Here is a 10,121-nt window from a genome sequence, read left to right as displayed (position 1 = left end):
GAGGTCGCCCACGTAGCCGCCAATCCCAGATCGACACTTCCCTTTCGATCGCTCATCCCCTCCAGATCGCTCGAATCGGAAGCCTTGTAGCCTTCGCCGAGCCCAATTTTAGTCCTGACTGCAAACTCGTAAAGGCCCGAGCGAGGGGAGTGTGACGTCGAAAGCGTTGCCAAGGACGCGCTCATACTCGTTCTCGAAATTGATCAGGGGGAAGACGTTGTGCCTTCTGATTGATGCCCTTGTATGGGCGCTGCGTAGCTACGGCCAAACCCAGCCCCCAGCCATAGCCTTGTTTGGCAATGGCCTCGGCATCAACCGCCATTGCGCCGGAGCTGACAGTGGACAGGCACAGCCCCACCAAGACGGCCGGCAGGGTGATGGACAAGGGTCGATTGACGCTCATTGGATGGGTCTTTCTTGCTGAAGGGTTTGCGGCCGCTCGCACTTGTGAGCACGCCGCGAGCGGTTTGGCCGGGAGGCGGCATCTTCGCGTGAGAACAATTACGCAACCCTTACCGGCTGGTGTGCGATCGAGCGGGGCTCGTCGACGAGGCCCCGGGTGGCAAGCTCAGCCGACAACAGGTGATCGCCACAGCGGTGGACAGCATGGGGCGCTTTGGCTCCAGCAGCTCAGGTATGTCTCGCACGGTCGCCCAAGACCGCAGCACGCGCGATGCAGGCATCGCTGACCATCGCCGCCGCGCCTGCGCCGATGCCGCTGTCGGTGTTCAGAKCCGCACCTCTTGCCCAATGCCGTTCCCGTATGTCCCCGCAGTCCCCAGTCGTCGAGGCGAGCACACATCCGCCGAGGAGCCGCATTGACGCCGACGCCACCATCGCGGACGACCACGAGCGACTGGGGTGAGTCGCACCCCTTGTCGATGAAATCCCTCAGGACTTCAGTCGGCGGTCGAGCTCCGCCTGGGCGAAAAACGCGCTCGCCAACTTCAGGATCTCGTTGGCCCGGCGCAGTTCCTTGACCTCGCGCTCGAGCTCCTTCATTCGCTGCGCTTCGTCGGTCGTGACTCTTTCGCGCACCACGGCATCGACCTCTGCGCGTTTGACCCAGTCCAGCAGCGTCTGCGGCACACAGAAGATCTTCGGTGCAATGGATTCAACGGCCGCCCACAGCGACGGGTACTCCCCTCGGTGCTCCTGCACCATCCTCAGCACGCGCTCACGGACCTCGGGCGAGAACTTGTTCGACTTGTTCATGGCTTCATCTTCTCAAGAGTTGAAGCCTCCTCAAACCCGGGGCGATTCAGTTGTGAATAAGGCAGCGTCCGAAAGGATTCGGTAAGACGACTGGCCTGAGTATCCACATCGGCGCAGATGAACAGCGGCGCTCGATCTCACTCAGGACAGCTCAATGAACGGCATCGCACCAACGACTCAACTTCACGAGGGCCTCGTTCCCACTGACCGCACCCACGCAGTGAGGAGGCCCCATCGGAGGACTCAACTGGCGGTTCTGATGGGATCTTGCATGCTCGCTGGGGGCTGCGCAATCGTACAGAAGCCGGATCCGCTCGAGCCCGTCAACCGCAAGGTCTTTGCCTTCAATGAGGGACTCGACAAGGTGGTGCTGAAGCCGACGGCTTCGGCGTATAAGGCCGTGGTGCCGACGCCGGCACGAACGGGCATTTCGAATTTCTTCTCGAACCTTGCCGAGCCGTGGTCGGCAGTCAATCTCATGCTGCAGGGCCGGTTCAAGGAGGGCATGTCGGATCTCGGACGATTCGGCACGAACTCCACCGTCGGCATGCTCGGGTTCGTCGATTTCGCCAGCGACTGGGGCATGCCTCGGCACGGCGAAGAGTTCGGGCGCACGCTCGGCGCGTGGGGGGTTGGGACGGGCGCGTACCTGGTGCTTCCGCTCTTCGGGCCTTCGGACCTGCGCGATGCGGCGGCGCTGCCCGTGGACAGCCTGGGGAACCCCCTGGGCTCCGTTGGCAATGTCCCGGCGCGCAACACCCTGACAGTGCTGAAGGTCGTGGACAAGCGGGCGACGTTTCTCGACGCGGGCCGCTTGGTCGATGAGATCTCTCTGGACAAGTACACGTTCGTCAGAGACGCCTATCTGCAGCGGCGACGTCAGGGTCAGAACGCAGGTTCGGACGGATCGGTCGTGGAACCCGTTGGGAACCAAGGGACGACAGCCTCCCAACCGCCGGATGGACGGTCAGAGACCAATCCGGAGTAGCAGGTTCACGCGCGCCGCGCACGTCCGCGGCATGGGCGCCGCCGCCAATCGAGCCGCCCGCCTCGCACACAAAGGAAACACGAATGCGCCCATCGATGCACACCATGATTCACGCCGCCGCTTTCGCCTTGGCAGGCTGCACGGGGACACAGCCCCTTCCCTATCCCGGCCCCCTGTCTTCTGCACAGTTACAGCCGGACGCGACGGACATTGCCGGCCAGATGCTGTACAGCCATTCCGAACGCATCGATTGGCGAGCCTATTCGAACATCCTCATCGAGCCGATCGAGATCTATCGCGGGAGTGACAGCCAATTCGAGGACGTGACCGAAGAAGACCGGGAGGCGCTGGCTCAGTACATGGACGCCCGGTTCAGCGACAGGCTCAACGCGAGATTCAGCCTGGTGACGCGCACCGGTCCCGACACGCTCCGGCTGAAGCTCACGTTGACCGGCGCGACAGCCAGCACGCCGATGATCGGCACATTCACGCGCTTCGATCTGGCGGGCGGGCCCTACAACCTCGTGCAGGCCCTGCGCGGCAAGGAGGGGTTGTTCACGGGGTCGGTCACCTACGCGGTGGAGATATTCGACGCCTCCACCGATCGGCTTTTGATGGCCTATGTCGCTAGGCAATATCCCAACGCCTGGAACATCAAGGCAACCTTCGGAAAACTGGATGCCTCAAGAGCCGGCATCGACAAGGCGGCCGACGATCTGGCTGCTCGTCTGACCCGATCTCCGACAGATCGGGAAGTGACGGAGAACAACCATGAGTGACGAGGGCAGGAGTCCTCCAGTTCCACTCGGACTGGCGAAGCCTCGCGCGACCCGCCGCCGCGGCTGGGTGCCTTCGCTGATCTGGCTGATTCCGCTGGTCGCCGCACTGATCGGCATCACGCTGGTCTCCCAGATCCTGCTCGACCGCGGTCCCAAGATCGAGGTGAGCTTCAAGACGGCCGATGGGCTGGAGGCCGGCAAGACGGTCTTCAAGTACAAGGATGTGCAGATCGGCGTGGTGCAGAGCCTGCGCCTGACCAAGGACCGGTCGCGCGTGCGCGTGGTGCTGGAACTCAGCAAGGATGTCCTTGTTCTGCCAGCCCTGGGCGGCCAGCAATACGACCTTGGCCTTATGCCGCACACGAGCCTCGCTGCGCCAAGGCAGTCAACTCTCGTTGAACAGCAGCATCCAGTTCGATCCAGCGGTGATTGTCGATCGCGGTCCCCCCGATGGCGATGGCCTTGGATTGGTGAGGCGCTTGCGCAACGCACGCATGGCCATGCCTTGTCTGATGCTGACGGCACGCGACGCGCTGCACGACCGGATCGACGGGCGGGAATCGGGCGCCGACGACTACCTCACCAAGCCTATTCCGATGGAGGAGCTGGTGGCCCGCGTGCGAGCACTGATGCGGTGCCCGGCGACGCGACGGGCCTCGATGCCGGAGTTTGACGATCTCCGAGTGCACTCAGGCGAAGGCCGTCTCGAATGTGACGCAAAAGCGGTAAAGCTTGCTCCAGCGGAACTTCAGATCTTGCTCAGCTTGATGTATCAGGTCGGCGGCACAGTGCGCCGAACGACGCTTGAAGCTGCCGCCTGGGGACTGTCGGAGACGATTACGCCGAATGCCACGGACGTTGCGCTGCTTCGCTGCGCCGTAAGCTGCTTGCCATTGGATCACGCCTTCAGATCGTCAGCATCAAGAATCACGGTTATGCATTGCGTGAAGATCCATCGGCCTCGTAGCTTGCGCTCCCGTCTGTTGGCGGTCTTTTTCATCGGCATGGCGCTCAGTGCGGGCCTCGTAGCGGTGTGCGTCCTATTGTTCGCCAAGCCCTTCAGCCAGCATATGCTGAGAAGCGGCATCGAGAACTACACCGAATCGGTTGCCGGCCTCGTTCGTTTCAATGAGCAGGGACGGCCCATCGGCGTCGATGAGACTCGCATCGAGCGTTGGATTTTCACTGCCCTTGGTGGCGAGGTAATCCTGCGAATTCTGGACGAGGCAGGGCGCGTGGTCTATGCCCCCGATGCGCAACCTGATGCCCTTGCGCCGCAAGGCCAGCCTTTTGATCCGACGGTGCGCGCCTTTCCAATACTGCGCAATGGTGTTCCCATGCATGCAGCGACCGTGCCACTGACGCATGAAGGTCGGCGATGGTATGTGCAGTTCGCAACCAGTGACCGCCTGGTTCTGCGTGTGAGGGAGTCCGTCGGGACGACGGCGTTGTGGCAAGGCGTAGCGGCCACCTGCCTGACCTTCTTCGTGATCTTCCTCATCACGACGCACTTTACGCTCCGGCGAGCGCTGGAGCCGTTGCGCGCAGCCTCCGCAGCGGCCCTGCGAATCACGCCACGTACGCTGGATGAACGATTGGACGCTGAGGCGCAACCGGTCGAGATCGGCCCCTTGGTGATGGCTTTTAACCACGCGCTGGACCGCTTGCGGCACGGCTTTCGTACCCAGCAGGAGTTCTTGGCCAGTGCCGCTCATGAACTGAAGACGCCGCTGGCGCTGATCCGCGCCCAGCTCGAACTGCGGCCGCAAGACAGGCACAACAGCCTAATCCTGCAGGACGTCGACCGCATGGCCAGGCAGGTCCAGCAATTGCTGATGCTGGCCGAGGTCAGCGAGCCTCAGAACTACCGCATTGTCCCGATGGATCCGCGTCCGGCCGTGCAGGAGGTGTTCGATTTCATGACCCGGGTCGCCGAGCGCCATTCAGTTTATTTGGGTATGCGAGTCGATGACGATGTTCGATGCTGGCATGCTGATCGGGGAGCCCTGTTCACACTGTTGAAGAACTTGCTGGAGAACGCCATCCAGCACAGCTCGGTTGGTGGGGTCGTGGCGATCACCGTCCACCGCTCTGGACTCGCTGTCCGGGACCAAGGGTCTGGGGTTCCGGTGGAACAGCTGCCTCGAATTTGCGATCGCTTCTGGCGAGGTCCTGAGCGGCGCGATGACGGTGCAGGTCTGGGCTTGACAATCTGCCAAGAGATTGCATTGGCTCATGGGTGGCGATTGCATGCTTGGCGTCCCGGAGAGGGGCTGGAGGTTCAGCTCAGGATCGACTTAGGCACGGCTCCAGTCGCGCAAAGAATGGCGTGACCTGGTCTCGCTTCAATTGCTTGCGGAGCGCCGCAATGCCGAAGCTCCCCGTCTCCTCGTGCATGTATTGGGGCCGATAAGGGCGCGTTATGGTGCCCGATAGTGGCTGTCGCTGAACCTCGGAATTCAGCGACCTGCACAGGTCGCGAGGTCCGTCGTCGTGAGTTCTTTTTCGGCCGCAGAGACCGTCCCAGGACGGCATATCGGTTGGCCTAACGATGAGCGAAGGAAGAACACGCGCTATAGCTGTCACCCTTGTGGCCACCAACCGTCTTGATGGTGTCGCCTTAACGCAGGACCGGCTTGTCATGCCGGACAGATTGTGTAGGCGGAACAAGGTGTAGGACTGAAGGCGGCGTCGGCCCGATTGGGGCGGCAGCATTCGCCTCGCAAAATGCACGCAGGCGTAGAGCAAGAACCAGGTACTGTTCGCCTGTGTGCCGCGGCGGCAGACCACGAGCGCGCAGGTCCGCAATAGACGGCAAGTGCGCGAAGTTCATCACACCTCAGTTGGAAAGCGCCTGCCACAATGCTCCCATGCCCTCCTCGGACACAGCCTCCTCTCCACTGAATCGGCAAGACCGACGTCCGATGCAGGGCGCGACCAGACACGGTCGTGAATCATCGGATCAGGAACCCGAGCCTGCCAATCGATTCGGCGCAGCGGCCAGCATCATCGATCGCCTCGATCTCCGGCCACTGCACATGCGGCAGCGTCGGCCGTGGTGGAGGCTCTGGTAGCCGCAGCGCTTGCGTTGCGCTGGCCGACCTCTTCATCGTCAGCCCGCCTCGACGACCGCAGCCAGCTTCACGAACAATTCCTGGGCCAGGTTGAGGTCGCGACGCGATCCTTCGGGCGTGGCGTTCACCATGACCGCGACCGTCGCGTTGCGGGACGCGAGGTTCATGGTCGCGATCTGGAACCCGACGCCGCTGCCGGTGTGTCCCCACCAGTTGCCGATCTGTCCGATGCCCAGGCCGTAGCGCTCGTACTCGGGGCCGTTGGTGACCACTCGCGCGCGCGATTTGCGCAGATCCTGGAGTTCCGCGCTGAGTAGCGAGCCGCGACCCAGCGCGTCGCCCCACACGAGCAAGTCGGCCAACGTCGATGCCATGGCGCCGGAACCCGCCAGCGACGTCGGGCTGATGAGCGGCTGATCATCGGCGACGCCCGTGACGACATCGACCGCATAGGGCGTCGGTGTCGGCGGCGGCAGGTTGGCCGACGACGGATAGCTCGTGCCGTTCAGTCCGAGCGGCCTGAAGATTCGCGCGGCCAGCACGTCGCCCAGCAGCTGGCCGGTCACCGCTTCGATCACCATGCCGAGCARCACCGTGTTGGTGTTGCTGTACTGGTATTGCTCGCCGGGAAGAAAGGCCGGCTTCGCGGCGAACGAGAAGGCCACGAGTTCCTGCGGCGTCCACACGTGCAGCGTGTCCTTGACGAAGACCTCGAAGAAGCCCGGCTGCATCGAGTAGTCGGCCAGTCCGCTCTGGTTGCCGGCGAGATCGGCCAGGTCGATCAGGTTTCCGTTCGGCACGCCCGGGATATAGCGCTCGATCTTGTGATCCAGTGCAAGCAGATCGGATTGCACCAGTTGAAGGAGCAGCGTCACCGTGAACGACTTGGTGACGCTTCGGACCGGGAACGTGCTGTTCAGCGCCATCGGCGTGCCGCGGGCCACGTCGGCCTGCCCGAAGGCTCGGCCCCAGGGTGCCTGGCCGGCCACGTTCAMGCCGGCCAGAATGCCCGGCGGGTGATAGGTCGCGAAGATGCTGTCGACGGCCTCGACGTAGGCGGCTTCGCGGGAATTCGCCGCCAGCGCAACAAGCACGCCCGAATCGCCCGAGCCGCCACCCCCGCACGAGGCGAGCCACGGCGCGAGGGCCGCCGCACCGGCCCAGCGGCCGAGGTGACGACGCGATAGATCGAAACGCATGATGATCAGCCCCTCGACTGGTTGGATTCTTGCGCGCGGGGTCGCGCTCTGCCGCATCCTAAACGAGGGCTCACGACTGGAAAACTCTGGCCACCGTGAGCAACTACCGAGCAGGCTCCGAGTTGACTGGCTTCTTGCATTCCTCGGGGCCGCGACGCGCCTTCGACTGTCACATCACCCATGGGGCTCGCTCCTGTCGGCGCTCGACTGAGGGGGCTCGGGCTAGTCGATGGACCCCTCGCTCTGCACCAAATCTATCTCTGGGGCCGGCTCGAAAAGAAACGGGCCGCAGAGCGGCCCGTTTGTGTGGTCTCTTCGGCCGAAGCCGACCAGCGGCGATATCAGCTTGCGGAAGCAGCCGTCTCCGGCGTGGCGGAGGTCAATACAGGCGCCGTGGCGCTGGTGGACGCGCGCAGGCTGCGGGTCTTGGCGGCAGCTTGTGACTTGATCGACTTGGGAGCGGCCTCCTTGGTGGCCTTCGCAGCAGCCTTTTGAGCCTTTGCAGCCTTGGGGGCGGCAGCTGCCTTCTTTACCGGTGCGGCCTTCTTCAAAGGAGCGCTCCTCTTTGGTGCAGCCTTCTTCGCGACCGGCTTTTCAGCCTTGGTTTCGGGAGCTGCGACAGCGGCGGCAACAGCCTTCTTGACGCGGATCGGCTTCGTCACCGGCGCTGCAATTGTGCGGGACTTGCGGGTGGCTTTTGCCACTGCAGCGACAGGCGTCACGGCCTTTTCGACCGAAGGTGCTGCAACGACGCCAGATTGGTCGATGAGGAACTTGTCGCGGTTGCGAACCGTGGCAATCCACCCGGGAGCCTTGCCGAAGCCCGTCCAGGTCTTTCCCGTCTTGGGGTGGCGGTACTTCGGCACGCCTGCGCCCTTGCGCGCCGCTTTGCCACCGCCGAGGGCCTTGCCGGCGGCCGCTTTCAGTGTTTTGGCGCCACGGCCAAAGAGGTGTTCGACGGTCAGGCCAAACGTGGCAATCGATTCCTTGATTTGCGCAACCACCTCTTTTGTTTCAGCTTCACGGAGTGCAGCCGCTTCTTTCTCGAGTTTGGCGATGGCGGATTTCAGTTGCGCGTAGGACTTCGTCATTGAGTCTGGAACCTTTGAAGTTGAGGGAGTCTGTCGCTTAGCGTCATGACGTTTGTGACAAAGGCGTTGAATATTAGTGAATCGTCAGAAAAAGTCTTCTTTTCAAATTCACGCCGGCCCGGATTTTACCCACCGGCCGTAGAGAGGTCTTCTCAGGCCTGCTTGGCACCACCACAGCACAACAACAAAGTGGAAGCGAAGATCACCGCGCGGCTACTATCCGGTGGCGGATCGCGTCATACAACGCCCCCGTGCTGAATCGTTCGAAGAATGGTCTGCACTCGTTCTCGACCGCCGGCAGCGGCGAACTCTGCCGGCGTTTGGCCTCCCAGGAGGAATCTCGTTGACGAAGCCGCCAGAGGACCAATCCTCAGCATACCGCGGTGCCAGCGACTTGCGATGCGGTGCATGGTGGGTCACCACCACCGTTGGCCCATCGAACGGTTCGGAGAGCCTTCGGCGCAGCCAAGAGCGATGCCGCCGATGGATCTTCAGGGTGTCCATCGGCACCAGGCGCCGCGAGCCTCKCGAGTTTGAAGTGGTTGGGTCGTCAACTCGTATCGCCGAGTAGTCGGCTAGGTAGCGCGAGCTTTCCGTCATCGAACGGTATCGATCCGACAGCAGACGCATCGGTTGCCCAGGGAAGCCAGGATTGTCGATGCGCAGTCGAAAGTCGGTCCACAACGTGCAGCCCAAGAACCGCACGCCGGCAATTTCGATCTCGTCGCAGTTGAGGAAGTGAACGCCCTGCTCTTTCGCTTGGCGGCGCATCTCCGTTTCTTCCTGATCCAGCACAGATTCGTAGTACTCATGATTGCCGGCGATCTGCACGACAGGCTTGCCACCAAAGCGCGCCGGATCTCGCAGCCAGCGCGCGACCACCCGCCCAGGCGCGACGATGTCGCCCGCCAAGATGGCCACGTCGTACTCCAGGCAATTCGATACTTCGAAGGTCTCGAATTCAGCGTGAAGATCAGAAAGGATCAGGAGCTTCATGTTTGATCAGTACGAGTCGCCGGTCGCCACCGCCAGGACACGCGCAAGCTCAGTGCCTCGTTCGAGGGCCACTCGCGGTGTCAAGCCGTCTAGCGCGGGCACCGGCGTCTCAAGAAGATCAAGGATCTGCCAGGGATCCTGCGTGCGCAGAGATCGGCCGACGAGCTGAATCGCTGACCAGGCAGACGGCTCAAACTGCCAACGGGGAAACTTCAGCAATCCGTCTGGACCGGCAAGCCCAATGCACCGGCCGCTTTCGATCCACGCTGCCATCGTCGAACCATTCACCTTCATGAGCGAGGCGGCCTCAGAGCCTGACACCGTCGATGACATCCCTTCCAGTGCCAAGCGGACCAATCCCATGAGCCCTGTCTCTACCGGATCGTTGAGCGTGTCTGGAGCATGCGAAGCGCAGACCGTGACGTATCACCCGTCGTACAGGGAGGTTTTGGCCTCGCCGCCGCATACCATGCAGCTGGCCGAGAGGCGCTGCTGGGCCTCTCGCACGATGTCGTCGATCTGATCAATCATTTGGACGCTCGGAATTGTCAGGGATGAAACGCTCCGCCTTCCGTCGCTGGCCAGAGTGACCTATCCAAGATCGAAACAGGTGTTCGACGAATCGACTTCGTGGAACTGAGGCATTGGTTGCTCGCGATGGATCTGGACATGGGGGCCTTCGTTGATGAGTTCGAAAAGCGTCTCCCGCAGCTAGCCGGTCTACGCAGGCCCTGACGGCAGGTCAAAATACTGAGCGCCGAGGACGAAACTGGCCCGGA

Annotated in this window: 7 protein-coding genes, 3 pseudogenes and 1 other annotated feature; of the genes and pseudogenes, 4 read left to right on the top strand and 6 right to left on the bottom strand. The window is 62.4% G+C overall.

What is annotated here, in order from left to right; translation table 11 throughout:
* The 3 genes and pseudogenes from AC1D2E_RS03735 to AC1D2E_RS03725 all read right to left on the bottom strand — a co-directional run.
* Window positions 1-185: pseudogene (locus AC1D2E_RS03735) on the bottom strand (hypothetical protein); the annotation flags it as partial.
* Entirely contained in the window at window positions 182-385 is a 204-nt protein-coding gene (locus AC1D2E_RS03730) for a hypothetical protein (protein WP_478196152.1), read from the bottom strand. The gene AC1D2E_RS03730 and the pseudogene AC1D2E_RS03735, both read right to left, overlap by 4 nt.
* A gap of 448 nt (window positions 386-833) precedes the next feature.
* Window positions 834-937 (bottom strand) — a sequence feature (AL1L pseudoknot).
* A pseudogene (locus AC1D2E_RS03725) lies at window positions 875-1,215 on the bottom strand (transposase); the annotation flags it as partial. (Overlaps the previous feature by 63 nt.)
* 154 nt (window positions 1,216-1,369) lie before the next feature.
* On the opposite strand from AC1D2E_RS03725, the gene AC1D2E_RS03720 reads away from it, so the two are divergent.
* The 4 genes and pseudogenes from AC1D2E_RS03720 to AC1D2E_RS03705 all read left to right on the top strand — a co-directional run bounded on the left by AC1D2E_RS03720 (window position 1,370) and on the right by AC1D2E_RS03705 (window position 5,315).
* Window positions 1,370-2,203, top strand: coding sequence for an MlaA family lipoprotein (locus tag AC1D2E_RS03720; protein WP_478196151.1), 834 nt, complete (start codon window positions 1,370-1,372; stop codon window positions 2,201-2,203).
* A gap of 83 nt (window positions 2,204-2,286) precedes the next feature.
* On the top strand, window positions 2,287-2,982 hold the full coding sequence (locus tag AC1D2E_RS03715) for a DUF3313 domain-containing protein (RefSeq protein ID WP_478196150.1): 696 nt from the start codon (window positions 2,287-2,289) through the stop codon (window positions 2,980-2,982).
* Window positions 2,975-3,235, top strand: a pseudogene (locus AC1D2E_RS03710) (mammalian cell entry protein); the annotation flags it as partial. The gene AC1D2E_RS03715 and the pseudogene AC1D2E_RS03710, both read left to right, overlap by 8 nt.
* A 49-nt stretch (window positions 3,236-3,284) precedes the next feature.
* Complete coding sequence (locus tag AC1D2E_RS03705) at window positions 3,285-5,315, top strand: ATP-binding protein (protein ID WP_478196149.1); 2,031 nt, start codon at window positions 3,285-3,287, stop codon at window positions 5,313-5,315.
* Window positions 5,316-6,094: 779 nt separating this feature from the next.
* Here AC1D2E_RS03705 and AC1D2E_RS03700 read toward each other — a convergent pair.
* The 3 genes from AC1D2E_RS03700 to AC1D2E_RS03690 form a co-directional block, all read right to left on the bottom strand.
* The gene (locus AC1D2E_RS03700; RefSeq protein ID WP_478196148.1) at window positions 6,095-7,255 is read right to left on the bottom strand and encodes a serine hydrolase domain-containing protein; all 1,161 of its coding nucleotides are present in this window, start codon (window positions 7,253-7,255) and stop codon (window positions 6,095-6,097) included.
* 341 nt (window positions 7,256-7,596) lie between these two features.
* Window positions 7,597-8,346 carry an H-NS histone family protein gene (locus tag AC1D2E_RS03695; RefSeq protein WP_478196147.1) on the bottom strand — a complete coding sequence of 250 codons (750 nt, stop codon included), beginning with the start codon at window positions 8,344-8,346 and terminating at the stop codon, window positions 7,597-7,599.
* Between the two features lie 216 nt (window positions 8,347-8,562).
* Window positions 8,563-9,342, bottom strand: a complete 780-nt coding sequence (locus AC1D2E_RS03690) for a metallophosphoesterase (RefSeq protein WP_478196146.1) — start codon at window positions 9,340-9,342, stop codon at window positions 8,563-8,565.
* Window positions 9,343-10,121 lie beyond the last annotated feature (779 nt).

It is taken from the genome of Variovorax sp. P1_H2 (assembly GCF_056405295.1).
This window is presented reverse-complemented; position numbering and strand designations above follow the sequence as displayed.

Excerpts from the sequence above, each read along its gene's own strand:
- AC1D2E_RS03715 (WP_478196150.1), top strand. The coding sequence starts at position 2,287 with ATGCGCCCATCGATGCACACCATGATTCACGCCGCCGCTTTCGCCTTG.
- AC1D2E_RS03705 (WP_478196149.1), top strand. The coding sequence starts at position 3,285 with ATGTCCTTGTTCTGCCAGCCCTGGGCGGCCAGCAATACGACCTTGGCC.
- AC1D2E_RS03720 (WP_478196151.1), top strand. The coding sequence starts at position 1,370 with ATGAACGGCATCGCACCAACGACTCAACTTCACGAGGGCCTCGTTCCC.
- AC1D2E_RS03695 (WP_478196147.1), bottom strand. The coding sequence starts at position 8,346 with ATGACGAAGTCCTACGCGCAACTGAAATCCGCCATCGCCAAACTCGAG.